The 22,967-nt window shown below is 67.0% G+C and carries 26 protein-coding genes and 1 other RNA gene; 12 read left to right on the top strand and 15 right to left on the bottom strand.

Going from position 1 to position 22,967, the window contains the following annotated elements; all coding sequences use genetic code 11:
- Window positions 1-127: 127 nt before the first annotated feature.
- Together E1832_RS19685 and ppk2 are read left to right on the top strand one after the other, a co-directional pair.
- Window positions 128-586, top strand: coding sequence for an Lrp/AsnC family transcriptional regulator (locus E1832_RS19685; RefSeq protein ID WP_133361485.1), 459 nt, complete (start codon window positions 128-130; stop codon window positions 584-586).
- 153 nt (window positions 587-739) lie between these two features.
- Window positions 740-1,657 (top strand): polyphosphate kinase 2, encoded by a 918-nt coding sequence (ppk2, locus tag E1832_RS19680; RefSeq protein WP_133361484.1) that lies wholly within the window; start codon window positions 740-742, stop codon window positions 1,655-1,657.
- A gap of 18 nt (window positions 1,658-1,675) precedes the next feature.
- On the opposite strand, the gene E1832_RS19675 is transcribed toward ppk2, so the two are convergent.
- Window positions 1,676-2,209: a MarR family winged helix-turn-helix transcriptional regulator gene (locus tag E1832_RS19675; protein ID WP_133361483.1), complete on the bottom strand. Its 534-nt coding sequence runs from the start codon at window positions 2,207-2,209 to the stop codon at window positions 1,676-1,678.
- A 93-nt stretch (window positions 2,210-2,302) separates the two neighbouring features.
- On the opposite strand from E1832_RS19675, the gene E1832_RS19670 reads away from it, so the two are divergent.
- On the top strand, window positions 2,303-3,466 hold the full coding sequence (locus tag E1832_RS19670) for a cytochrome P450 (RefSeq protein WP_133361482.1): 1,164 nt from the start codon (window positions 2,303-2,305) through the stop codon (window positions 3,464-3,466).
- On the opposite strand, the gene mntR is transcribed toward E1832_RS19670, so the two are convergent.
- Complete coding sequence (mntR, locus tag E1832_RS19665) at window positions 3,463-3,897, bottom strand: manganese-binding transcriptional regulator MntR (RefSeq protein WP_133361481.1); 435 nt, start codon at window positions 3,895-3,897, stop codon at window positions 3,463-3,465. The genes E1832_RS19670 and mntR overlap by 4 nt on opposite strands.
- Before the next feature lie 257 nt (window positions 3,898-4,154).
- On the opposite strand from mntR, the gene E1832_RS19660 reads away from it, so the two are divergent.
- Entirely contained in the window at window positions 4,155-5,408 is a 1,254-nt protein-coding gene (locus E1832_RS19660) for an Nramp family divalent metal transporter (protein ID WP_245514060.1), read from the top strand.
- Window positions 5,409-5,490: 82 nt separating this feature from the next.
- Here E1832_RS19660 and rpsU read toward each other — a convergent pair whose 3' ends face one another.
- Window positions 5,491-5,697 (bottom strand): 30S ribosomal protein S21, encoded by a 207-nt coding sequence (gene rpsU, locus E1832_RS19655; protein ID WP_008207378.1) that lies wholly within the window; start codon window positions 5,695-5,697, stop codon window positions 5,491-5,493.
- Window positions 5,698-5,813: 116 nt separating this feature from the next.
- Between rpsU and E1832_RS19650 the strand changes: the two genes are divergently transcribed.
- Entirely contained in the window at window positions 5,814-6,500 is a 687-nt protein-coding gene (locus E1832_RS19650; RefSeq protein ID WP_133361480.1) for a COQ9 family protein, read from the top strand.
- Here the strand turns inward: E1832_RS19650 and E1832_RS19645 are convergent.
- Window positions 6,497-6,850: a hypothetical protein gene (locus E1832_RS19645; protein WP_133361479.1), complete on the bottom strand. Its 354-nt coding sequence runs from the start codon at window positions 6,848-6,850 to the stop codon at window positions 6,497-6,499. The two genes, E1832_RS19650 and E1832_RS19645, sit on opposite strands and share 4 nt — an antisense overlap.
- Window positions 6,851-6,982: 132 nt before the next feature.
- Here E1832_RS19645 and E1832_RS19640 point away from each other — a divergent pair, with 132 nt between their 5' ends.
- A complete protein-coding gene (locus E1832_RS19640) occupies window positions 6,983-7,966 on the top strand; it encodes an NAD(P)H-quinone oxidoreductase (protein WP_133361478.1) in 984 nt (327 codons plus the stop codon).
- A 169-nt stretch (window positions 7,967-8,135) separates the two neighbouring features.
- Here the strand turns inward: E1832_RS19640 and E1832_RS19635 are convergent, their stop codons facing one another.
- Window positions 8,136-8,993 (bottom strand): DUF2189 domain-containing protein, encoded by an 858-nt coding sequence (locus E1832_RS19635; RefSeq protein WP_133361477.1) that lies wholly within the window; start codon window positions 8,991-8,993, stop codon window positions 8,136-8,138.
- A 227-nt stretch (window positions 8,994-9,220) separates the two neighbouring features.
- Here E1832_RS19635 and E1832_RS19630 point away from each other — a divergent pair, with 227 nt between their 5' ends.
- Both E1832_RS19630 and E1832_RS19625 read left to right on the top strand, forming a co-directional pair.
- On the top strand, window positions 9,221-10,204 hold the full coding sequence (locus E1832_RS19630; protein WP_133361476.1) for a quinone oxidoreductase family protein: 984 nt from the start codon (window positions 9,221-9,223) through the stop codon (window positions 10,202-10,204).
- A gap of 135 nt (window positions 10,205-10,339) precedes the next feature.
- Window positions 10,340-10,819, top strand: a complete 480-nt coding sequence (locus E1832_RS19625; protein WP_245514059.1) for a hypothetical protein — start codon at window positions 10,340-10,342, stop codon at window positions 10,817-10,819.
- Between the two features lie 42 nt (window positions 10,820-10,861).
- Here E1832_RS19625 and E1832_RS19620 read toward each other — a convergent pair whose 3' ends face one another.
- A complete protein-coding gene (locus E1832_RS19620) occupies window positions 10,862-11,500 on the bottom strand; it encodes a ribonuclease T2 family protein (RefSeq protein ID WP_133361474.1) in 639 nt (212 codons plus the stop codon).
- Between the two features lie 130 nt (window positions 11,501-11,630).
- Between E1832_RS19620 and E1832_RS19615 the strand changes: the two genes are divergently transcribed.
- Entirely contained in the window at window positions 11,631-12,422 is a 792-nt protein-coding gene (locus E1832_RS19615; protein WP_133361473.1) for a DUF1013 domain-containing protein, read from the top strand.
- 33 nt (window positions 12,423-12,455) lie between these two features.
- Here the strand turns inward: E1832_RS19615 and E1832_RS19610 are convergent, their stop codons facing one another.
- The 4 genes from E1832_RS19610 to E1832_RS19595 all read right to left on the bottom strand — a co-directional run bounded on the left by E1832_RS19610 (window position 12,456) and on the right by E1832_RS19595 (window position 14,957).
- Window positions 12,456-12,878: a hypothetical protein gene (locus E1832_RS19610; protein ID WP_133361472.1), complete on the bottom strand. Its 423-nt coding sequence runs from the start codon at window positions 12,876-12,878 to the stop codon at window positions 12,456-12,458.
- An 8-nt stretch (window positions 12,879-12,886) separates the two neighbouring features.
- On the bottom strand, window positions 12,887-13,480 hold the full coding sequence (recR, locus tag E1832_RS19605; RefSeq protein WP_133361471.1) for a recombination mediator RecR: 594 nt from the start codon (window positions 13,478-13,480) through the stop codon (window positions 12,887-12,889).
- 115 nt (window positions 13,481-13,595) lie between these two features.
- Complete coding sequence (locus E1832_RS19600) at window positions 13,596-13,940, bottom strand: YbaB/EbfC family nucleoid-associated protein (protein WP_133361470.1); 345 nt, start codon at window positions 13,938-13,940, stop codon at window positions 13,596-13,598.
- Window positions 13,941-13,973: 33 nt separating this feature from the next.
- The gene (locus tag E1832_RS19595) at window positions 13,974-14,957 is read right to left on the bottom strand and encodes a GlxA family transcriptional regulator (protein ID WP_245514053.1); all 984 of its coding nucleotides are present in this window, start codon (window positions 14,955-14,957) and stop codon (window positions 13,974-13,976) included.
- A gap of 88 nt (window positions 14,958-15,045) precedes the next feature.
- Here E1832_RS19595 and E1832_RS19590 point away from each other — a divergent pair, with 88 nt between their 5' ends.
- A complete protein-coding gene (locus tag E1832_RS19590; protein ID WP_133361468.1) occupies window positions 15,046-15,609 on the top strand; it encodes a cysteine hydrolase family protein in 564 nt (187 codons plus the stop codon).
- Between the two features lie 135 nt (window positions 15,610-15,744).
- Here E1832_RS19590 and E1832_RS19585 read toward each other — a convergent pair whose 3' ends face one another.
- The 4 genes from E1832_RS19585 to E1832_RS19570 form a co-directional block, all read right to left on the bottom strand.
- On the bottom strand, window positions 15,745-17,511 hold the full coding sequence (locus E1832_RS19585) for a DNA polymerase III subunit gamma/tau (RefSeq protein WP_133361467.1): 1,767 nt from the start codon (window positions 17,509-17,511) through the stop codon (window positions 15,745-15,747).
- 82 nt (window positions 17,512-17,593) lie between these two features.
- On the bottom strand, window positions 17,594-17,983 hold the full coding sequence (locus E1832_RS19580) for a bacteriohemerythrin (protein WP_133361466.1): 390 nt from the start codon (window positions 17,981-17,983) through the stop codon (window positions 17,594-17,596).
- Between the two features lie 304 nt (window positions 17,984-18,287).
- An RNA gene (gene ffs / locus E1832_RS19575) (signal recognition particle sRNA small type) lies at window positions 18,288-18,385 on the bottom strand.
- A gap of 59 nt (window positions 18,386-18,444) precedes the next feature.
- A complete protein-coding gene (locus E1832_RS19570) occupies window positions 18,445-20,271 on the bottom strand; it encodes a 5'-nucleotidase C-terminal domain-containing protein (protein ID WP_133361465.1) in 1,827 nt (608 codons plus the stop codon).
- Window positions 20,272-20,466: 195 nt separating this feature from the next.
- Between E1832_RS19570 and nudC the strand changes: the two genes are divergently transcribed.
- Together nudC and E1832_RS19560 are read left to right on the top strand one after the other, a co-directional pair.
- Entirely contained in the window at window positions 20,467-21,450 is a 984-nt protein-coding gene (nudC, locus tag E1832_RS19565; RefSeq protein WP_133361464.1) for an NAD(+) diphosphatase, read from the top strand.
- 38 nt (window positions 21,451-21,488) lie between these two features.
- Window positions 21,489-21,956 (top strand): SRPBCC family protein, encoded by a 468-nt coding sequence (locus E1832_RS19560; RefSeq protein ID WP_133361562.1) that lies wholly within the window; start codon window positions 21,489-21,491, stop codon window positions 21,954-21,956.
- Between the two features lie 96 nt (window positions 21,957-22,052).
- Here E1832_RS19560 and E1832_RS19555 read toward each other — a convergent pair whose 3' ends face one another.
- Window positions 22,053-22,886 (bottom strand): prephenate dehydratase, encoded by an 834-nt coding sequence (locus tag E1832_RS19555; protein WP_133361463.1) that lies wholly within the window; start codon window positions 22,884-22,886, stop codon window positions 22,053-22,055.
- Window positions 22,887-22,967 lie beyond the last annotated feature (81 nt).

Below are 22,967 nucleotides of genomic sequence, written 5' to 3'. Positions count from 1 at the left end.
GGTTTGTTCTGTGCCTAATAAATAGGCGAAGTCGCGCGCAATTTCCGTGAAATCTTGGCTCGTCATCAGGGGGTATTGTCGAATAGTCTTCGACAAATGATATATTTTCCGCAAAAGGTGTGCGCCGATGACGCTTGATGCAACAGATCGCCGGATTCTCGACGCGCTCCAGAAAAAGGGGCGGATGTCGAACGCGGAACTGTCCGAACAGGTCAACCTGTCGCCCTCGGCCTGCCATCGCCGTGTACAGCGGCTGGAGAGCGAGGGCTATATCCGCGACTATGTCGCGCTGCTCGACGAACGCAAGATGGGTGTGCCCACGACGGTCTTTGTCGAGATCACCCTGCAGGCCCAGGCCGATGAGGTGCTGGACGCGTTCGAGCGGGCCGTGGCGAAAATCCCGTCGGTTCTGGAATGCCATCTGATGGCGGGAACCGCTGACTACATCCTCAAGATCGTGGCCGAGGACACCGAGGATTTCGCCCGCATCCATCGCCAGTACCTGTCGCGCCTGCCGCGGGTGGCGCAGATGCAATCGAGCTTTGCGCTGCGGACCGTTTGCCGGACCACCGCATTGCCGGTCTGAGCGGCAGGGGGGCACCCGGCCGGCGCGTGGAAAATTCCGGGGCCGGCGCGTCGTTTCTCCGGGTCGTTGCCCTTGTATCCACCGGGCTCTGACACCAAAACTTTACACCATGGGGGTAGCCCCGGGATGAAACGCGAAACACGGGAGCGGGATTTGACCGACGAGAGTGGCAACCATTCGCTGGACTGGCTTCAGGCCGAACTGCAGGACACGTTCGACGAGGATATCGAGATCGAGTTCGCGGAGCCGATGCTGTCGCTCGAAATCCGCAAGATCTATAAGGAAGCGCATCCCGAGATGCTCGACCGCAGGGTCTATTTCCACAATCTGCTGCGGCTTCAGGCCGAACTGATCAAGGTCCAGGACTGGGTCGAACACACCGGCGCCAAGGTCTGCATCCTGTTCGAGGGCCGCGACAGCGCCGGCAAGGGCGGGGTGATCAAGCGGATCACCCAGCGGCTCAACCCGCGCATCGCCCGCGTCGTGGCGCTGCCCGCGCCGTCGCGCCGGGAACAGAGCCAGTGGTATTTCCAGCGCTACGTGCCGCATCTGCCGGCGGCGGGGGAAATCGTGCTGTTCGATCGTTCCTGGTACAACCGCGCCGGGGTCGAGCGGGTGATGGGCTTTGCCTCCGAGGATCAGGTTGAACAATTCTTCCAGGACGTTCCGGAATTCGAACGGATGCTGGCCCGCTCGGGCATCATCCTGCTGAAATACTGGTTCTCGATCACCGACGAGGAACAGCAGCTGCGGTTCCTGATGCGCATCCACGACCCGATGAAACAGTGGAAACTGTCGCCGATGGATCTGGAATCCCGCATCCGCTGGGAGGATTACACCAAGGCCAAGGAAGAGATGTTCGCGCGCACCAACATCCCCGAGGCGCCCTGGTACATCGTCGAGGGCAACGACAAGAAACGCGAACGGCTGAACTGCATCGAGCATCTGCTGACCAAGATCCCCTATGAGGATGTGGAGCACGAAAAGGTCGAGTTGCCCGAACGGGTCTACAACCCCGATTACGAACGGCGGGTGCTGCCCGACGAGCTCTACGTGCCCAAGATCTACTGACCGGGCCAGCCGTCGCCGTCAGGCGTCGTCGTCAAAGGCGGCGTCGAGATTGTCCAGCATCCGTGCGAGATAGCCGGTAAAGTTGCGGATCTCCTCGGGATCGAACCCGGCCATCAGCTGACGCAGCCGCCCCAGCGCGTGGACGAGAACCCGGTCATGCGTTTCATTGCCGGCCTGGGTCAGCGTCCAGCTCTTGCGGCGTTCGTCCGGGCCGGTCTGTACCGCCGCCGCCAGCCCCGCGGTCTCCAGCCGCCGCAGGCTGCGGCTGACCGCAGCCTTGTCGATGCCGATGGTGCGGGCGGCATGGCTGACCGTGCTGCCCGGCTCGCGCGTCAGCATCACCAGCATCCGCCAGTCCATCGCCCCGATCCCGAATTTCTGCTGATACTCGCGCGAGGCGGCCCGGGTGAACCGGTTGGCGGCAAAGGTCAGCAGCACGGTGGGGGTGCGCGAAAAGCTCAGTGTTGGCCGCGCCGGTCCTCCCGGCACATCGCCCGGGGCAATCAGGTACAGCTCGTCGGGAAGGGCGTCGGGCGCGGGGGTGTCGGTCATGGCCGGAGGGTAGGGGATTTGTGTTGACATGACAACAGTACCGGCAGATCGTGTTGACCTGACAACATCAGAGACCGAGGGAGGAGAGCCGCCATGTCAGATGCCCCCGTCTACGAGATCGACCCGGCCGCGTTCTGGGCCGACCCCTATCCCGACCTGAAACGCATGCGCGCGCAGGGGCCGGTGCTCCGGGTGCCGCAACTGGGGGTCACCCTGCTGACCCGGCGCGACGACATCTTCGAGAACGAAAAGAAGATCGAGGTGTTCTCCTCCGACCAGCCGGGCGGTCTGATGACCGTGCTGATGGGCCAGAACATGATGCGCAAGGACGGTGACGCACATATGTCCGAGCGCAAGGCGATCTTTCCGACCGTCTCGCCCAAGACCGTCAAACAGATCTGGACCGATCAGTTCCGCGCCCATACCGCCCGCATCCTCGACGACCTTGCGCCAAGGGGGGGCTGCGATCTGGTGGCCGACTATGCCATGCCGGTCTCGGGCGAGGCGCTGAAATGCATCACCGGTCTGACCAATATGACCGCGCATGAGATGAACCGGGTCAGTCAGGGCATGATCGATGGCTGCGCCAACTATACCGGCGATCCGCGGGTGGAGGCCAACTGCCACGACTGCACTGCCTCGATCGACCGCCACATCGACGGCATGATCCCGGTGCTGGACGCGGAGCCGAACCATTCGCTGCTGTCGGTCCAACGTCGGGCGGGGCTTTCGGATTATCAGGTGCGCGCCAATATCAAGCTGGCGATTTCCGGCGGTCAGAACGAGCCGCGCGACGCCATCGCCGGCACCGCCTGGGCGCTGCTGACCCATCCCGGGCAGCTGGAGCAGGTGAAGGCGGACCCGGGCGGCTGGCTGCGTGCCTTCGAGGAATACGCGCGCTGGATCTCGCCCATCGGCATGTCGCCGCGCCGGGTGGCGCAGCGGTACGAATTGCACGGCGTCACGCTGGAGCCCGAGGATAGGGTGTTCCTGATGTTCGGCTCCGGAAACCGGGACGAGGATGTGTTCGCCAACCCCGATGCCTTCGACACCGGCCAGGATGTCAGCGCCGCGATCTCCTTTGGCGCCGGGCCGCATTTCTGTGCCGGGGCCTGGGCGTCGAAGGCGCTGATCGCCGAGGTGGCGCTGCCGATGCTGTTCGCGCGGTTTGACGATCTGCGCCTCGCCGGGCCGGCGCGATTCGGCGGCTGGGCGTTTCGCGGGCCGCTGAGCATGCCGGTGACCTGGGGCGTCTAGGTGCCACGCTCCAGATAGGATTCGAAAGCCTTCAGCGTCACGTCCGAGACATGGTGCTCCATTCCCTCGGCGTCCATCTCGGCGGTCTCGGGCGGCACCCCCAGCGCCACCAGAACCGCCACCACCGTACGATGCCGCGCCCGCACCCGGTCGGCCAGCGCCAGCCCCTCCTCGGTCAGAAAGACGCCGCGATAGGGGCGCGAGACCGCCAGCCCCTCGCGTTTCAGTCGCGCCACGGCCTTGGTCGCGGTGGGATGGGTCACCCCCATCCGCCGGGCTATATCAGTGATCCGCGCCTCGCCCATCTCCTCCATCAGATCGCCGATCATCTCGGCGTAATCCTCGAGAATCGCGACAGATTGCGCCGCCCGTGCCTGGTTGAAGCGGTCCGGTTGCGCCGCTGCTTCGGCTTCGGCCCCGGGGCTGGGCACTGAGGGCGGGCGGTGGGGCACAGGATTGATGTCTCCGGTCTGCGCGGGGCGGATCAATAGAGAAGGAACAGATTACAGATGCCGCTTCAATTTGCAAACCGGCTTTCAGATTGGACAGAAGTTATGGCTAAATTCCGTCACCTATTGTCAAAAGTGTAGCTATGGCTTTAATTGAGGTCGACCCCATCGACAAGGCGGTCGGCAGACGGGAACACGAAGAGATGAAGTCGACATCGACTGGCCGCACGCGCCTCGGCATGACCGAAGTGCTCGAGGGGCGGCGCCGGGGACCGCGCGCAGCGTTTCTGTTCGCGGGGCCGGCCATCATCGCCTCGGTCGCCTATATGGACCCCGGCAACTATGCCACCAACATCCAGGCCGGGGCGGGATACGGTTATTCGCTGCTCTGGGTGGTGCTGATCGCCAACCTTATCGCCATGCTGTTCCAGTCGCTCTCGGCGCGGCTGGGTATCGTGACCGGCCGGAACCTGGCCGAGCTCTGCCGCGATCATTTCCCGCGCCCCGTGGTCTGGGTCATGTGGGCGGTGAGCGAGATCGCGGCGATGGCCACCGACCTGGCCGAGTTCCTGGGCGGCGCCATCGGTCTGGCGCTGCTGTTCGACATGCCGCTGATGGCGGGGATGGGGGTCACCGCCGTGGTGACCTATGGCATCCTGCTGTTCGAGGCGCGCGGGTTTCGCCCGATGGAGCTGATCATCGGCACCTTTGTCGCCATCATCGGCCTGTGCTACCTGATCGAGATATTCATCGCTCCGGTCGCCTGGGGCGCGGCCGGGGCCGGGTTGATCACCCCGAATCTGCCCGATCTGACGGCGCTGACCATCGCGGTGGGCATCATCGGCGCCACGGTGATGCCGCACGCGATCTATCTGCATTCCGGCCTGACCCAGAACCGCGCGCTGGTGCGCCATGACATCGACCGCCGCGCGGTCGTGAAATTCTCCAACCGCGAGGTGGTGCTGGCGCTGGCCGCCGCCGGGATGGTGAACATCGCCATGGTGATGATGGCCGCCGGCGCCTTTCATTCCGGCCATGCCGAGGTGGCCGAAATCGAGACCGCCTATCACATGCTGACGCCGCTGCTGGGCGGCGCCGCTGCGGCGGTCTTTCTGGTCTCTCTGATCGCCTCGGGCATCTCCAGCTCGGTGGTGGGAACAATGGCCGGCCAGCTGATCATGCAGGGCTTTGTCCGCATGCGCCTGCCGATCTGGCTCCGCCGCGCGGTGACGATGATCCCCGCCTTTGCGGTGGTGGCAATGGGGGTGAACGCGACCCAGGCACTGGTGATGTCACAGGTTATTCTGTCGATTGCGCTGCCGGTGCCGATGGTAGCGCTGATCATTTTTGTCTCGCGCAGCGACATCATGGGCGCATTCCGCATCGGCTGGCCGGTGCGGGCGCTGGCGGTAATCGGGGCGGGGATTGTCCTGTGCCTCAACGCGGTGCTGCTGTTTCAGACCTTCGGCCTCAGCGTTCAGGGGCTGGGCTGACCCCCGAAAAAAAGACAAACCCCCGGGCCAGGCCACGGGGGTCGTCTGAATAAGCGTCAGAATAAACCGCTTCCGGGTGTGCTTAGAGCATCCCCTCGCGCTGAGCTTTTTTGCGCGCCAGCTTACGGGCACGCCGAATCGCTTCAGCTTTTTCGCGCGCTTTTTTCTCGGACGGTTTCTCGAAATGTTGCTTGAGCTTCATTTCGCGGAAAACGCCTTCGCGCTGCAGCTTCTTCTTCAGGGCACGAAGCGCCTGATCGACATTGTTGTCGCGAACACTAACCTGCATGTGGTTGTCACCACCTTTCTAGATTCGAGTTGCAAGGATTTGCAGGAAGTGGCCGTATAGCAAGCAGCGCCTATCTTGTCTAGTGTGCGGGGCGAATGCCAAAGGAGGCCAGACTCATGCAACACGATGACATCAAGGACAGGCTTCTGGACGCCGCGCTGATCCATGTGGCCTTCGACGGCTGGACCGAGGCAACCTTCAAGGCCGCGGTCGCGGATGCCGGCATCGACCCGGCTCTGGCGCGGGCGCTCTGCCCCCGGGGGGCGGTAGATCTGGCGCTGGGGTTTCATGCCCGCGGCGACGCGATGATGCTGGAGCTGCTGGGCGCGTCGCACCTCGACGGGATGCGCTTTCGAGACAAGATCGCGTTGGCGGTGCGGCTCCGGCTCGAGGCGGTCCCGGACAGGGAGGCGGTGCGCCGCGGCGTCACTCTGTTCGCGATGCCGCAATATGCCGCCGATGGGGCAAAGGCGATCTGGGGCACCTGCGATCTGATCTGGAATACGCTGGGCGATACCTCGCGCGATGTGAACTGGTACACCAAGCGCGCGACGCTGTCGGCGGTCTATTCCTCCACGGTGCTTTATTGGCTCGGTGATGACAGCCCCGGTCACGAGGCGACCTGGGCCTTTCTCGACCGGCGGATCGACGATGTGATGCGCTTCGAGGGAATGAAGGCAAAGGTCCGGGGCAACCCGCTGCTGAAACCCCTGCTGGCCGGGCCTGAGTGGCTGGCGGCGCAGATCCATGCGCCAAAGGACCGGCGCGGCGACCTGCCGGGTTCGGTCGGCGGCGCGGATTAGAGTACCACGCTCAGCGTCACCCCGTGCAGCGCGCTGAGCGCGAGGCCGCCCCAAAGCAACGGGTTGCGGGGCAGCGCCGGAACGGCCATCAGCGACCAGAGGATCTGGGTGGGCAAAAGCCCCAGCAGAACCGCCATGGCAGTTTCGTCGTGACCGGTGGGCCAGGCGTAAAGACCCAGCAGGCTTAGCAGCGTGACGGTGGCAAAGAGGCACGCCAGCAGGCGGCGGGACGGGGAGTCCGGGCCGAGAACCGTACAGATTGCGGTCCCGCCGCGCAGGGCCATCCAGGTCAGCGGCAGGGTGATCGCCACATTGGCGCCCAGCGAGAGGTAGAGCATTAGCGGAAACATGGGCCGGCACCTTATCCGATTGCGGCCCGGCGGCAAGCGGCGGCGCTCTCTCGCGCGCGGGGGAATTTCGGTGTATGCCCGGGGACAAAGCGATGCGGGCGCGACGCCGCGCCACGGAACAAGGAGTGTCAGATGACCCAGACCATGCGAGCCGTCGAGATCAGCCAGCCGGGCGGGCCGGAGGTTCTGAAACTGGCCGAACGCCCGGTGCCGCAGCCGGGCCATGGCCAGGTGGTGATCAAGGTGGCCTATGCCGGGGTCAACCGCCCCGACGCGCTGCAGCGGGCCGGTGCCTATGCGCCGCCGCCGGGGGCCAGCGACCTACCGGGGCTGGAGGCTTCGGGCGAGGTGGTGACGCTGGGCGCGGGGGTGAGCGACTGGGCCGTCGGCGATCAGGTGTGCGCGCTGCTGCCGGGCGGTGGTTATGCCGAGTACGTGGCGACGCCGGCCGCCCATTGCCTGCGCATTCCCCAAGGAATGGGGATGAAGGAGGCCGCCTGCCTGCCGGAGACCTATTTCACCGTCTGGACCAATGTGTTCACCCGTGGCGGGCTGAAGGGCGGCGAGCGGTTCTTGGTGCATGGCGGTACCTCGGGCATCGGCACCACCGCGATCCAGCTTGCCAATGCCTTCGGCGCGCGGGTCTTCGCCACCGCCGGGTCGGATGAGAAATGCAGGGTCTGCACCGATCTGGGCGCCGAGCGGGCGATCAACTACCGCGACGAGGATTTCGTCGAGGTGCTGAGCGCGGCGGGCGGCGCCGATCTGATCCTCGACATGGTGGGCGGCGATTATATCCCGCGCAACGTGCGGGCGCTGGCGGACGACGGGCGGCTGGTGCAGATTGCGTTCCTGAGCGGGCCGAAGGTCGAACTGAACTTTGCGCAGGTGATGACCCGGCGGCTGACCATCACCGGCTCGACCCTGCGCCCGCAGAGCGATCTGGCCAAGGCGCGGATCGCGCAGGATCTGGCCGAGAAGGTGTGGCCGCTTCTGGATGCGGGCCGCATCGCCCCGGTGATGGACAGCGAGTTCCCGCTGGAGGAGGCCGCCGCAGCCCATGCGAGGCTGGAAAGCGCGGGGCATATCGGCAAGGTCGTGATGAAGGTGGGGTGAGGCGCCTCGGCGCCCCCTCCCTATCCCTCCCCCTGGCAGGGGGAGGGCAGGGACGCCGAGGCGCCTTTGGGCTGGGAGCGGGGACTGACCGCACAGACCCCAGGCCGCCTTTCCCCCACCGTTCGGCGGGAACGCCGGGAGGAAGGTTTGAACGAGGCCTCTGAGCCCCTCAAACCACCGCGCGGCGATAGAAATGCCAACTGGCGTGGCCCAGCACCGGCAGCACAATCACCAGCCCCAGCAGCAGCGGGATCGCCGCCAGACTCAGCGCGGCCCCGATCAGCGCGCCCCAGCTCAGCACCACGCGTGGGTTCTCGCGCATCAGCCTGACCGAGGTCGCCACCGCCACCGGCACGCTGACGTTGCGATCCAGCAGCATCGGAAAGGACACCACGCTTGTTGCCAGGGCGAGCAGAGCGAAACAGGCCCCCACCGCAGAGCCGGCGACCGCCATGAGCCAGCCCGCCGGCGTCGTGGCCACATCGCGCAGGAACGCGGAGGCCGAGGCCGGCGCCGCTGGTCCCAGGGTCAGGGCATAGATCCCCCGTGCGGTGAGCATCCAGCCGAGGAACAGCCCGGCCAGATAGAGCCCCAGCACCAGAATCGCGCCAAAGCGGGGGCTGCGCAGCACGCCGAGCCCGTCGATCCAGCTGGCGGTCTGCCCCGCCTCGCGCCGCCGGCTCATCTCGTAGAGGCCCACCGCCGCCACCGGCCCCAGCAGGGCAAAGCCCATCACCAGCGGCAGCAACAGCGGCAACAGCTGCATGTGCAGCGCGAAGCCCATCAGCACCAGCCCCACCACCGGATAGACCAGCACCAGGAACATCACGTCGCTGCGCCCGGCAAGGAAATCGCCCCATCCGGCGCGCAGGGCATGGCCGATATCGGCCATCTCCAGTCTGCGGGTTTGCGGCATGGCGACAGTGTGATCGCCGCCCAGACGCTCCGTCGCCTCGCCCAGATAGTGCCCGGCCGCGCCCAGATTGCGCGCGGTCCAGGACAGCGGGTTTCCGATTGTATGTGCCATATCTCTTCCTCCATGGCGGTTCTCTGCGCCGTGGATCCGGGATCTGGCCCGATGTTGCCGACGGCCAGACCGGACGGCACCTTAGGCCGTTAGTTTAGCACAAATCGGCGCAGCCTGCGCTCACGCCTTCGGGAGCGGCGCGTGCGGGGCCGATGGGGCATGGACACCGGCGCGGATTGCGGCATGATCGGCCCGGCAAACAAGGATTGAAGAGGGGAGGGGACGGGATGACCGAAACCGCGCGCACCGTCATGTTCCACCAGGCCGGCGGGCCGGAGGTGATGGAGATCGAGGATCGTCCGCTGGGCGATCCGGGTCCGGGCGAGGTCCGCATCAGGCACCGCGCCTGCGGGCTGAATTTCATCGACGTCTATCAGCGCAGCGGGCTTTACCCGATGGCGCTGCCGCATCCGCTGGGCATGGAGGCCGCCGGCGTTATCGAGGCGGTGGGCGAGGGCGTCACCCACCTGAGGCCGGGCGACCGGGCCGCCTATGCGGCGATGCCCCCCGGCGCCTATACCGAGGCGCGGGTGATGCCCGCTGCCCAGATTTGCCCGCTGCCCGACGCAATCGGCTATGACCAGGCCGCCGCCATGATGCTCAAGGGGATGACGGTGGAATACCTGTTTCATCGCACCACCCCGCTGAAACGCGGCGATACGGTGCTGTTCCATGCCGCCGCCGGCGGCGTCGGGCTGATCGCCTGTCAATGGGCGCGGTCCGAGGGGATCACCCTGATCGGGACTGCCGGAACCGATGAAAAATGCCGCCTCGCGCTGGAGCATGGCGCAACCCACTGCATCAACTACCGGACCGGGGATTTCGTCGCCCGTGTGCGCGAGCTGACCGGCGGCAAGGGGGTCGACGCGGTGATGGATTCGGTGGGCAAGGACACCTTTGACGGCTCGCTCGATTGCCTGAAACCGCTGGGCATGATGATCTCTTTCGGCAATGCCTCGGGGCCGGTGCCGCCCTTTAACCTGGCGGTGCTGGGACAGAAGGGATCGCTCAAGATCACCCGACCCACGCTGTTCACCCATATCGCCGAACACGACGCCTGCCAGGCAATGGCGCAGCACCTGTTCCGCAAGGTGCTGGACGGCGACGTGTCGATCCGCATCGATCAGCGTTTTCCGCTGGATCAGGTCGTCAAGGCGCATCGCACGCTGGAGGCGCGGGCCACTACCGGAAGCACGGTTCTGGAGCTGTGAGTCCGCGCAGCCGCCGCGCTGGCACGGTTTCTCTTTGTCGAGTGGTGTATTTGACTTAAACTGTATTCAGGGCAGGGCATTTTGCGCAATAGGTGTCGGAAGCCTGCCCACAGGGGAGCGACAACATTGAAATACGTGACACTGGCCGCGGCGGCGCTGATCGCCGCTGCAGGGGCCTTGCAGGCGCAGCAACTCGAACAATGGGGAACCGCCGGCGGCTGGGACGTGATGATCGACCCCAGCCTTGGTGACGGTTGCCTGATCCAGGCGGCCTACAATGACGGCTCGCTGGTTCGTATCGGGTTCGACCGGAATGAGGGCAGCGGTTACATCACCGCCTTCAACGAGGCCTGGGGCGACATCGAGGAGGGCGCGACATACGACATCTCCTTCGATCTGGACGGTCAGCAATATGACGGCGTCGCCAAGGGGATCTATCTCAACGACGTGCCCGGCGCCGATATCTATTTCGACAACCCCGATTTCCTGTTCGACATCGCCGAGAAGTACACGCTGACGCTCTATCACGATGGCGGCGAGGTCATGGCGATCGATCTGGGCGGCACCTATGTCGGGCTCGAGGCCGTTATCGCCTGCCAGGACGAGATGGGCTGACACCAGCGGCGGGGGCGTCGGCCGCCGCCCTTACCGCCTCCTTTACCGCACCGGCGCGAACACCGCGTCTTTCAGTGGGCAGTCGGCGATCACGTCGCGGCCGCAGGGCACCGGTTTCAGATCGCGCGACAGGCACAGTCGCGCCTCCTGGATATGGCCGTCCTTGCAGGTGATGGTCAGCATGTCGCGGCTCCAGCCGGGATTGGCCTGCAAAAAGGCCTGTTCCACCACGCTGGCCGGCAGTTTCACGCTTCGGTCCAGCTTGCGGAATATCGCTGGCCGATTGACGGCCTCATAGGCGCGCCGCGCCAGCGCGAAATAGGCTGGCGCGGACAGGCCGGAACAGGTGCCGTGTTTCTTCCACTGGTGCCAGGCCAGGCCTGGACTGCCCATGATGTCGGTCATCGCCGCGGTCATGCCGCGGCTGGGGGACGCCTCGCCCGTGCGGCAGAAGGCGGGCCAGCCGCGATGGTACTGCGGCCAGAGCCCGTGCAGCACCCAGCCGTGATCGTGACGGGGGTGGCACTGGTCGGACCGGCGCGCGTCGCCCTCGGTCGCGCACCAGTTGGGCGACCAGCTCAGACTGAGGACGTAATAGTCGAAAGCGCCCGCCTTTTCGCCGTCCGCCAGCGCCGGGAGGGGGGGCAGCACCGTCAGCAGCCACAGGATAATCCAGCGCATTCACTCTTTCCTTATGCGTTTCGGCCCACTATATAGGCGCCAAGTTCCCCGACAACGGTAACCCGTCCCGGACCCTCCGGGACCGCCGATTTCAGGCGACGGGGAAGATTTGTTTGAAGGAGATGTGCGCATGGCAAAACCATTGATGGCCAAAGCAACCGCCGTGTGGCTGGTGGACAATACGACGATCGGTTTCAAGCAGATCGCCGATTTCGTCGGCATGCATGAGCTGGAAATCCAGGGCATCGCCGATGGCGATGTGGCCGCCGGCGTCAAGGGCTTCGACCCGATCGCCAACAATCAGCTGACCCAGGAAGAGATCGACAAGGCCGAAAAAGATCCCCTGTACAAGATGAAGCTGAAGTTCAATCCCGCCGCCGTGGGCGAGGAAAAACGTCGCGGCCCGCGGTACACCCCGCTGTCGAAACGCCAGGACCGCCCGGCCGCGATCCTGTGGCTGGTGAAGTTCCACCCCGAGCTGAGCGACGGCCAGGTCTCCAAGCTGGTCGGCACCACCAAGCCGACGATCCAGGCGATCCGCGAGCGGACCCACTGGAACATCTCGAACATCCAGCCGATCGATCCGGTGGCGCTGGGCCTGTGCAAGCAGTCCGAGCTGGACGCGGTGGTGCAGAAGGCCGCCGCCAAGAAGGCCGCCGAGGGCGCGGTGATGAGCGATGACGAGCGCCGCAAGCTGGTCAGCACCGAACAGTCGCTGGGGATGGAGGCCGAGCCGAGGATCCCGACCGCGATCGAAGGGCTGGAAACCTTTACCCTGTCGGGCTCCAATTCGACCCCGGACGAGGAGGAAGAGGACAAGCGCGACGTCTCCGATGCCGACAGCTTCTTCAACCTTCCGGGCAGCTCCGAGGACGAGGACGACGACGAGGATACCTCGCGCGATCCGCGCTACAGACAGTAAGGCAGGGGCAGGCGCGGCGCCGGGTCGCGCCGCTCAGCCGCGCCCGGTCGGACCGGCCAGCAGACGCAGCCAGGGTATCAGGCCGAAGGCCAGTTGCCCGGCCAGCCCCAGCGCCCCGTGCGGGGTGGCCATCGCGGCCAGCCAGCCAGCCGGGCTCTGACCGAACAGCGTGACCGCCAGCAGACACTCCGCCGCCAGCAGCAGCGCCAGCGCGCTGGCGCCCATCGTCAGCCGGGGCCGCGCCCCGGCCAGCGCCGCGCGACCCCGCGTGAGGCGCCCCGCGACGACCCAGGACAGCACCAGCATCACCGGCAGTTCCAGCGCCACGGCTGTGACCGGACCGAACGCCGGCATCAGGACCAGCGTGCGCAGCGTGCCCAGAACGAAGCCGCAGGCGAAGAGGACCAGGAAATAGAGCGCCCCCGCACCGGCCGGTATGACGAACGCTGCGGCCACGACCGGCCCTAGAATTCCTTGCGCGCGCGCAAGGCGGCGCTGATCGTGCCGTCGTCGAGATAGTCCAGCTCGCCGCCGATCGGCACCCCCTGCGCCAGCGAGGTCAGCCTGACCTGTCCCTCGAGCTGGTCGGCAATGTAATGGGCGGTGGTTTGCCCCTCGACCGTGGCATTCAGCGCCAGGATCACCTCGGTGATATGTTCCGAGGCGATGCGGTCGATCAGTCGGGGAATGCGCAAGCTGTCCGGGCCCACCGCGTCCAGCGCCGAGAGCGTGCCGCCCAGCACGTGATAGCGCCCCTTGAACACGCCCGAGCGTTCCATCGCCCAGAGGTCGGCCACGTCCTCGACCACGCAGAGCTCGCCGGTGGCGCGTTTCTCGCTGGTGCAGATGTCGCAGACGTCGCCGGTGCCGACGTTGCCGCAGTTGAGGCATTCGCGCGCGGTGGCGGCGACCTCCTGCATGGCGTCGGCCAGGGGCGTCAGCAGCAGCGCGCGCTTGCGGATCAGGTGCAGCACCGCGCGGCGGGCCGAGCGCGGCCCCAGCCCCGGCAGCTTGGCCATAAGCTCGATCAGGTTCTCGATCTCGCGGTTAGAGGACATGGGGCGGTCTTGTGTTTGGGGAAGCAGGTTCCCGGATTTCGGAGGTGCGCGACTCCGCAGGAATTCTTTGAAGTCCCGCTTTGTCGCGCCGCCCTCGTTCCGTGCGCCTTTGCGCCTAGAACGGGAGCTTGATGTCCTTGGGCAGGCCCATGCTTTCGGTCAGCCGGGCCATTTCCTCCTGCGCCTTCTCGGCCGCCTTGGTCTGGGCGTCCTTGACGGCGGCGAGAATCAGATCCTCGACCACCTCCTTGTCGTCGCCGTTGAAGATCGACGGGTCGATGTCCAGCGCGGTCAGCTCGCCCTTGGCGGTGGCGGTGGCCTTGACCAGGCCGGCGCCGGCCTCGCCGGTGACCGACAGACCGGCCAGATCGTCCTGCATCTGGGCCATCTTGGTCTGCAGTTCCTGTGCGGATTTCATCATCTTGGCCATGTCGCCAAGCCCGCCCAAACCTTTCAGCATCATTGTCTCCTGTGGGATTGCTCCTGTCGCCTCCTAGATACGGGCGCCGGCGGGCCGGCACAAGGCCGCCGGGCGCTGGGGCCGGGGCGTGACGCGGAACCGCGCACGATAGGCGCCGGGGGTCAGGCCGGTGCCGGATTTGAAGGCGCGGGCAAAGGCCGAGGGATCCCGATAGCCCACCGACCAGGCGATCTCGGCGGTGGTGCCGCCGCTCCGCTCCAGCGCGCCTCGGGCCTTTTCCACCCGCAGCCGTTGCAGATAGGCCGCCGGGCCAAGCCCGGTGGCGGCCTGAAACCGGCGCAGAAAGGTGCGCTCGCTCAACCCTGCATGGGTGGCGAGGTCCGCGACGCTGAGCGGGTCCGCAAAGCCGGTCTCGATCCGCCTCTGTGCGCGCAGCACGGCGGCATCGCCATGACCGCGGGCCGGGCGAAAGCCGGAATAGTGCCGCTGCTCGCGGCCGGCGGGATCGACCAGCAGATGCCGGGCAAGGCGCGAGACCATGTCGGGGCCGAACCACAGGCCGGTCAGATGCAGCCCGAGGTCGAGCCAGGCCATCAGCCCGCCGGCGGTGACGATGTCGAGGTCGTCGACCAGGATATGGTCCGGTTGCAGCTCGACCTGCGGAAAGGCGGCGCGAAAGGCGGGCTCCAGCGCCCAGTGGGTGGTGGCGGGCCGCCGGTCGAGCAGCCCCGCATGACCCAGCCAGAAGGCCCCGGCGCAGACCGAGCAGGCCAGCGCGCCGGCGCCATGCTGTGCCCGCGCCCAATGCGCCAGCGGATGATCCGGGCGCGCCTGCGTCGACTCCAGCGAGGGTGGAAAGACAAAGGCATCGACCGACCCCGCCGGCCGGTCGGTTTCGGTGACGGTCCGGGTTTCGAGCCTTTGTATCGCCTCTTCGCCACGGGACAGCCGCGGCAGCAGGGCAAAGAGGTCAGCCAGCCCCTCGACCGCCGACCGCTGCGCGCCGGGATAGGCGACGAGGGCGAGGCGGATCGGGGAATTTGGCGGTTTCTGCATTTTATTTGTCATATCCGCCAATACCCATCCCGGTCAAGATCGGGCAGTCTGGACCCCGGACTGTACAAAACGTGAAAGGGCGACGGGCATGACCAAACGGGCGCTGATCCTGGTGGATATCCAGAACGATTATTTCGACGCCGGGCTCTGGCCCGTGGCGCATATGGAGGCGGTGGCGATCAATGCCGCCCGGCTGCTGGACCGCGCGCGGTCAGTGGGCGATCTGGTGATCCACATCCGGCACGAAATGGGCTCGGACCAGGCGCCGTTCTTTCGCCCGGGCAGCGCGGGGGCCGAAATCCACCTGGCGGTGGCGCCGCAAGAGGGCGAGGCGGTGATCACCAAGGCGCGCCCCAACAGTTTCCAGGGCACCGACCTGCTGGAGCGGCTGCGCGGCGCCGGGATCGAGGCTGTGACGATCTGCGGCGCGATGAGCCAGATGTGCATCGACGCCACCACCCGGGCGGCGGTGGACCACGGCTTTGCCGTGACCCTGGCCGAGGATGCCTGTGGCGCCAAGGAGGCGGCATTCGGCGGCGTGACGGTGAGTGCGGCGCAGGTGCACGCGGCCTTCATGGCGCCGCTGGCGATGAGCTATGCCAAGGTGATGACGACGGATGAGGTTCTGGCGGGGTCGGGGGCACGTCCCTGATCGTCTTCAGCCAAAACGTCGTTGATCAGTGTTCGGGCGGGCGCCGACGAGGCGCCGCGCCCGGATGGCACGGGCGCGCGACTGTGCGAAGATGCGATTTGCGCCCTGTCGCGCTCGGGTGATTTGCGGCGCAAATCACCCGTCTTCGAATGGATCCCATTCATCCTCGACCTCGGGCAGGGCCTCGGTCTCGGCGCTGGCTGCGATCTGTTCTTGGGTGCGGATCCCGGTGATCCTGGCCTTGGGGAAGCGGGTCAGCACCGCCTGCACCAATGGATGTTCGGCGGCAGTGGCGCGCAGGGCGTTTTCGGCGGCGTCGCGCTGTTCGGCGATGGTTAGGGTATCGCTGCCCGACACCACGCTCACCGCCCAGCGGTTCCCGGTCCAGCTCTGCAGGCGGCTGCCCAGCCGCTGCGCCAGGTCGGCGGGGGCGTTGTCGGTGGGGGAGAATTCGATCCGCCCCGGCTGATAGGCGGCCAGGCGCAGCCCGGTCTCGACCTCGACCAGAAGTTTCACGTCGCGGTTGGCGCGGATCAGTTCCAGCACATGTTCGAAGGTGGGATAGCGCGCCAGAGCCGCCTCGGGGTGCTGTGCCAGCGCCGCCTGCGCCGTTCCGCCGTAACCGGCGGCCTGGCCGCCGATGCCGCCGCCCTGCGCAGAGATGGTGCCGGCATGGGCCATCGGAGCGCTGTTGTCCGCGCCGCCGGCGCGCATGCCGCCCCCCGGCCCGCCGGCGGGCGGGGGCGTGTCCTGCAGCTTGCGCACCAGCTCGCCGGGCGTCGGCAGATCGGCCACATGGGTCATCCGGATCACCGCCATCTCGGCGGCCATCATCGCGTTCGGCGCGGCGGCGACCTCTTCCAGCGCCTTGAGCAGCATCTGCCACATCCGGCTGAGCACCCGCATCGGCAGCGCCTCGGCCATGGCCTGGCCGCGGGCGCGTTCGTCGGGGGAAACTGTGGGATCCTCGGCGGCGTCCGGGGTGATCTTGACCACCGAAACCCAGTGAGTGATTTCGGCCAGATCGCGCAGCACCGCCAGCGGATCGGCCCCGTCCGCGTACTGCGACGACAGTTCGGTCAGCGCGCCCGCCGCATCGCCCCTGAGGATCAGGTCCAGCAGGTCCAGCACCCGGCCGCGGTCGGCCAGTCCCAGCATGGCGCGCACCTGTTCGGCGGTGGTCTCGCCGGCGCCGTGGGAAATCGCCTGGTCCAGCAGCGAGGTCGCGTCGCGGGCCGAGCCCTCGGCCGCGCGGGTGATCAGCGCCAGCGCGTCATCGGCGATCTCGGCCCCCTCGGCATCGGCGATGCGGCGCAGCAGGGCGATCTGATCCTCCGGCTCGATCCGGCGCAGGTCGAATCGCTGGCAGCGGCTCAGCACGGTGACCGGCACCTTGCGGATCTCGGTGGTGGCAAAGATGAATTTGACGTGGGCGGGCGGTTCCTCCAGCGTCTTGAGCAGCGCGTTGAAGGCGCTGGTCGAGAGCATGTGAACCTCGTCGATGATGTAGATCTTGTAGCGGGCGCTGGCGGCGCGGTAGCGCACCGAATCGATGATTTCGCGGATGTCGCCCACGCCGGTTCGGCTGGCCGCGTCCATCTCCATCACGTCGACATGGCGGCCCTCCATGATCGCCCGGCAATGCTCGCATTGGCCGCAGGGCTCGGTCGTCGGCCCGCCGGTGCCGTCGGGGCCGATGCAGTTCATCCCCTTGGCGATGATCCGCGCGGTGGTCGTCTTGCCGGTGCCGCGGATGCCGGTCATGATGAAGGCTTGGGCGATGCGGTCGGCGGCAAAGGCGTTTTTCAGGGTGCGCACCATCGCCTCCTGACCGACCAGGTCGGCAAAGGTCTCGGGGCGGTACTTGCGGGCGAGGACCTGATAGGCGGGGCTGTCGGACAAGGGGGCTACCTGCGCATGGAGGGGGTTGCGCCCCAAACCTATTGTCTGGGCGGCGCAAGGTCCAGTGGCGGCACGGGCGGTCTCAGTCCAGAACTTCGTTCAGACGGATGTCGATCCGGCAGATGTGGCTTTCCAGCCATTGGTCGAGCTTGTCCAGCATTGCCGTCGCCCGGGCGGCGTCGAAGCCGTGCTCGCGGAACCAGGCGTTCTCTTGTTCCAGCAATTTCAGGAACAGTGTGTGTTCATGGTGGTTCAGCGCCGCGACCGGGCATTTATGCGCGAACATACACTTCTCCTCGACCGCGAAATGCATTTCGCAGTAGGCGTTCAGGAAATCCAGAAACAGATCATAGGTTCTTTCCCCTTCGCCCGCCTCAAGGGTGTGGCGGAATTGATCGGACGTGGTGAACAGCATCTTGTGCTGTTCGTCGATCTGCGCGTCACCCGTTGCGAAGTGTGGTTGCCATTTCATGGTGAACGGGCCTTTGACTTGAGGTGCCGGAGATACGGTACGTGAATTGAACACAAATAGGGCCCTGCCCGTCAAGATTGTGCCATCGGCTTGATCGAAAAGAAATTTCTCCCCGATCACATTCGTGTTCCGGCATGGTTACCAAGCGATGCGCAGGAGCCGGACCCCGGGGGGCTGTTCCTGCGGCTTTGGGCCGCCTCTTTGCCCGGCCTGTGGCACGACGGGGCGGCTGCGGCGGCAAAACCGGACGGCCCGTCGTGCAAGGCGGAGGCCCGTCGGATCAAAGAACACTGGATGAGGGAAAAGGTGAGAGGCTGGACAACGACCCAAGCGGGCTCGTTACGGCTGCTTCCTTCCGGACCTGACCGGGTTGGCGAGGTGCCTGCCCGCGCCAACCTCTCGACGCGCAACATAAGGAGCCGGGCGGTGGATGGCAAGGGCGCAGCGCACGGGATTTGGGGCTAACCGAGCGGGACGCTCAGCCGCAGAAAGCCGTCGGCATCGAGACCCGCCTCGGTGACGCCGCGCCCGGCAAGCTCGGCCAGATGGGCGCGGGCGCCGGGACCGGTACGGGCGATGGCCGCGGTTTCGGGGATGGCGGCGAAGCGCCAGGGGGGCGGGGCGCCTTCCAGCGGGTCGCGGGAAAGATCGCCGGTGAGGTAACGGCGCAGCGCCTCACTGATTCGCAGATAGGGCAGGGGGAGCTGGCAGCTCCCGCTGAGCGCCGCCACATGGCCGCCGCCGGCGGCGCGGTAGCTGTTGAGGGCGACGGCAAAGCGTTGGTCGGGGCCCAGCGGGCGGCCCCGCCAGGTGGCGTTGCGGAGGCGGGTGTCGTCGCCCAGGCGCTGGCCTTCGGGGCCAAAGCGGGGCGGGGAGGTCAGGTCGATCTCATAGGTGATCCCATGCAGCACGTCGAAGCCGTGGCCGGGCTGGGCCGGGTCGGTCAGATCGGTGTCGCGGCTGCCTGGTGCGATCCGGTTGAACTGGCCGGCCACCTGTTCCAGCCAGTCGAGGATCTGCGCGCCGGTCAGCACCACCAGGCTGAGCGCGTTGGGAAAGGGATAAAGGTCGGCCAGGTTGCGCAGACGCAGCGGCCCGTCGGGCACGTCGGTGTAATGGCCCGGTCCGCCACGGCCGCCGGTCCTGCCCGGCGCCGCCGCCGAGAGCAGCGGCAGTCCCTCGGCGGAGGTTCCGGCAAGCAGCGGGCGCAGCGCCGCCGCCTGTGCCGCCGCGATCAGCGCCAATGCGCGGTCGGGGGCGAAAAAGCTGAAATAGCTGTGCAGCGGCTGCGGGCTCTCGCCCATCGGGGCGCGCAGGGCGGCGCGGGCGGCGGCATGGGCGGGGGCGATCAGGCGGCTGAGCGCGGCATCCTCGGCCGCCAGCGGCGTGACCTGCCCCCCGGGGCCGCGCCGCGCCACCGCGCGCAACGCGGCGGTCGCGCCGGCGACGCGCCAGCGTCCGTCCGCATCCGGTGCCAGATCGAGGTCGATCACCCCCAGATGCGAGCCGGCATAGCCGGGCATCACCGCCGGTGCGCCGGGGCCGTCCCAGGTGCGGACCTCATGGGTATGGCCGCCCAGCACCGCATCCACCCCGGGCAGGGCGGCGATGGCGCATAGCGCGTTTTCCGCGCCCGGGGCGGCGGCGGTGCCCTGCCCGGGGCCGGTATGGGCCAGCGCGATCACCAGGTCGCAGCCCGCCGCGCGCAGCGCCGCCACCTCGCGCGCGGCGCTCCCGACGATGTCGTCAAAGCGCACCCGCCCTGTCAGCAGATGCCGGTTCCAGATGCCGGTCTGCGGCGGCAGAACCGACAGCACCCCGAGGCGCAGCGCCGGCCCGCCGGGCAAGGCCCGCTCAAGCACCGCATGGGGGAGGATCCCGGCGGGAAGCGGATCGCGCCCGGGTCGGAGATTGGCGCAGAGCACCGGGCAGGGGGCGTCGGCGAGGGCGCGGGTCAGCGCCTCGAGCCCGAAATCGAAATCGTGGTTGCCCAGTCCGATGGCGTCGTACCCCAGATGCGCGAAGGCCTGCATCAGCGGGTGCGGCCCGGCGTCCGGCAGGGCGGCCAGATCGCCCAGCGCGGTGCCCTGCATCCCGTCGCCGTTGTCGAAAAGCAGCGTCAGCGCGCCCTCCCGGGCGGCCGCGTCCCGCGCCGCCGCGATCAGGGTGGCCAGACGGGCGAGCCCCACGCCCGGATCGGGCCGTTCGGCGCTGTAGTCGAAGCCGGTCAGGTGCATGTGCAGATCACTGGTGGCGAGAATACGCAGGCGCGCGGGCGCGCCGGTCATGACAGGGCTCCGTTTTCGGGCGGGTGGATGGGCCGCCCTCTTTCAAACATGAACCGGGCAGCGGGAAAAGCGGATTGTCCGGCCCCGGCGGGCGCGGAGGGACGGGTGAGGCGGCGCCGGGGCGAAAACCTGTTGAGTTGCCCCGCCCGGCGTGGCACCCGGGATCATCGGTGGACGAACGCAAGGGGCACGGGCATGAGAACGGCAGAACAGGTCACCTTCGGCGGCTCCGGCCTGAACCGGGCGGCGCAGATTCGCGGCGACGCAGCGGCGCTGGCCCAGGCGATGGCCGATCCCGCGGCGCGCTGCCTGCCGATGTGGCGGGGCAAGCCGCTGTTGCGCGGCGACGGGCTGGACGCGCTGGGACTGATCCCGATGGACCACCCGGTGCTGGCGGCGGGTCTGGGCAAGGCGATCCGCGCGCCGGTCTTCCTGGGGCTGGAGGAGGACGGTGCGCCGCGGTTCGCGCATGATCTGTCCCGCTGGGAGCCCGAGGAGCTGGACTATGGTGCGCTGGGCAGTTTCGTCGACCGCTCCGAACAGCGCCACCCGGACCTGCCCGAGGACATGGCCTTTGCCGAGCTGCGCCGGGTGATGACCGCCCTCAGCCCGCGTGACGCCGAGCTGGCCGCGACCGCAAAGGCGATCATCGGCTGGCACGCCACCCATCGGTTCTGCGCCCGCTGCGGCGTCGAAACGGTGATCGGCCATGCCGGCTGGCAGCGCGATTGCCCGGACTGTGGCGGGCATCATTTCCCGCGCACCGATCCGGTGGTGATCATGCTGATCACCCATGGCGACGCGGTGTTGATGGGCCGCTCGCCGGGCTGGCCCGAGGGGATGTATTCGCTGCTGGCCGGGTTCGTCGAGCCGGGCGAGACGCTGGAGGCGGCGGTGCGCCGCGAGGTGATGGAAGAGGCCGGCGTTCCGGTCGGCGCGGTCAGCTATCTGGCCAGCCAGCCCTGGCCGTTCCCGGCCTCGCTGATGTTCGGCTGCGCCGGCGAGGCGCTGGCGCGCGAGATCACCATCGATCCGGTCGAGATCGAGGATGCGATCTGGGTTTCGCGCGCCGACATGATGACGGCCTTTGCCGGCGAACACCCGACAATCAAGCCCGCCCGGCGTGGCGCAATTGCGCATTTTCTTTTGCAGAACTGGCTTGCAGATACCCTGAATTGAAGGGAGACTTGTCTGCGCCAGAGTGAATTGGATTGGTTATGAAGTTTTCGAGCAAGGAAGACATCGACGCCCCGATCGAGGCGGTGTTTGACGCAATCTCCGATTTCGAGATGTTCGAGCGGTCGGCAATCCGCCGCGGGATCGAGGTTCAGCGGGCCGACGAGGCCGCTGCGGTGGCGCCTGGACTGGTCTGGAATGCCGTCTTCGAGTTGCGCGGCAAGCGGCGCGATCTGCGCCTGCAACTGGTCGAGTGGGACCGCCCGAACGGGATGAAATTCGACTCCGAGAGCGCGGGTCTCAACGGCGACTTTACCGTCGAACTGGTGGCGCTGTCGCCGCGCCGGACCCGGATGTCGGTCGTGCTGGCGCTGTCGCCCAAGACGCTCCCGGCGCGGCTGTTTCTGCAATCGCTGAAACTGGCCAAGGCGAATCTGACTAAGCGGTTCAAGGTGAAGGTGGCCGATTTTGCCAAATCGGTCGAGGAGCGCCAGACCCGCAGCGCCTGATCCCGTCGCGCAGCGCCGGCCCCGCTCCCGATCCTTCCCCCTGCTGGGGGAAGGGGGCGGCGCAAGTGGCCAGGGGCGGGCGATTTCGGTGCCGGTTCAGCCGCGCTCGGGCGAGGCCGGGTAAACACCGAGGATTTCCACGTCGGTGGTGAAGTAGGCAAGCTCGTCCAGCGCCAGCCGCACGTTCTCATCCTCAGGGTGCCCCTCGATGTCGGCATAGAACCGGGTCGCGGTGAACGAGCCGTCGACCATGTAGCTTTCCAGCTTGGTCATGTTGACGCCGTTGGTGGCAAATCCACCCATCGCCTTGTAGAGGGCGGCGGGAATGTTGCGCACCTGAAAGACAAAGCTGGTGATCATCCCGTGCCGGCCCCGGCGCGAGAGGTCGGCGGCACGCGACATGATCAGGAACCTTGTGGTGTTGTTGGAATGGTCCTCGATATGCCGCGCCAGCACGTTCAGCCCATAGATCTCGCCCGCCAGTTCGCTGGCCAGCGCGGCAGTGCCGCGTTCGCCCTGTTCGGACACCTGCCGGGCAGAGCCGGCGGTGTCCGCGCCGGTGATGCGGTGGATGCCGTGCTGTTGCAAAAAGGTCTTGCACTGGCCCAGCAGGACCGTGTGGCTCATCGCGTGGGTGATGTCCGAGAGCTGCGCGCCGGGCACGCCGAGCAGGTTGATATGGACACGGACAAAGGCCTCTTCGATGATGTGAAGCCCCGATTGCGGCAGCAGCGTGTGAATGTCCGCCACCCGGCCATAGGTCGAGTTCTCGACCGGCAGCATGGCCAGGTCCGCCTGGCCGCTCCGAACCGCCTCGATCGCGTCCTCGAAGGTGCGGCAGGGCAGCGCCTCCATGTCGGGGCGGGCCTTGCGGCAGGCTTCGTGGCTGTAGGCCCCGGGTTCCCCCTGGAAGGCGATGCGGTTCGTCATGGGTTCGGATTCCGTGCAACAATGGCAATTTGGTCGATTGGTCGCGCTGTCTATACCTTGCCACGGGCAAGGGGAAGCCTT

Source organism: Antarcticimicrobium luteum (genome assembly GCF_004358185.1).
In the GTDB taxonomy this organism is placed as follows: domain Bacteria; phylum Pseudomonadota; class Alphaproteobacteria; order Rhodobacterales; family Rhodobacteraceae; genus Antarcticimicrobium; species Antarcticimicrobium luteum.
This window is presented reverse-complemented; position numbering and strand designations above follow the sequence as displayed.